Source organism: Nonomuraea sp. WAC 01424 (assembly GCF_003947315.1).
Lineage (GTDB): Bacteria > Actinomycetota > Actinomycetes > Streptosporangiales > Streptosporangiaceae > Nonomuraea > Nonomuraea spiralis.
Map to the genome: position 1 here is coordinate 1 of NZ_QHHZ01000065.1, position 889 is coordinate 889.

Sequence of the window (889 nt, forward strand, 5' to 3'; positions counted from 1 at the left end):
CAGTGAACCTTTTTCAGGCTCCGCAGCGAGCGCCCTGGTCACAGCATGATCGCGATGCCGGTGTCCGGCCGGTGACGTGAAGAAGCTCCTGGTAGACGGGTTGATCACCACAATCCACACCGTCGCAACCAGGAGCTTCAGGTGTTGTTCTATCGTGCTGCCGTCGATTTGTCGCATCAGACGCTGAACTACGTCGCCGGAGTCATCCGGCGGCACCGTAAGGCCATCGGGTCGATCTGGCGGCGGCTCAACCCCGGCCAGCAGGCCCTGCTGGTGCTGGTCTATCTGCGCAAGGCCGAGACCTATACCGAGCTCGCGGCCGGTTTCGGGGTGTCGGCCTCGACCGCGTGGCGGTATGTGGAGGAGACGGTGGCGCTGTTGTCGGCGCGTTCGCCCAAGCTGGGCCAGGCGCTGCGCAAGGCGAAGCGGGACGGGCTGCACTACCTGGTGCTGGACGGCACGCTGATCCACACCGACCGGATCAAGGCCGACCGGCCCTACTTCTCCGGCAAGCACCGGGTGCACGGCATGAATGTGCAGGTCATCGCCTCCCCGGACGGCACCATCCTGTGGACGTCGGGAGCCCTGCCCGGCAAGGCCCATGACCTGAGCGCCGCTCGCATCTGGGGCATCCTGCGTGCACTGGACCAGGCGGGCATCCTCACCTTGGCGGATAAGGCGTATCAAGGTGCCGAGGGCCCGGTTCTCACCCCGTACAAGGGCAAGGACAAGCCTGAATCTCAGAAGCGGGCCAACCGCGCCCACGCCAAATTCCGCGGACCCGGCGAACGCGCGAACGCCCAGCTGAAGAGCTGGAAGATCCTCCGAAAGCTACGCTGCAGCCCGTCCAAGGCCGGCCACCTGTGCAAGGCCATCGCAGTCCTTCAAA

Annotated in this window: 1 protein-coding gene; it reads left to right on the forward strand. The window is 65.4% G+C overall.

All coding sequences use genetic code 11. From position 1 onward, the window contains the following. Positions 1–141: 141 nt before the first annotated feature. A partial coding sequence (locus DMB42_RS52735; protein ID WP_125649952.1) for a transposase family protein occupies positions 142–889 on the forward strand: 748 nt, incomplete at its 3' end.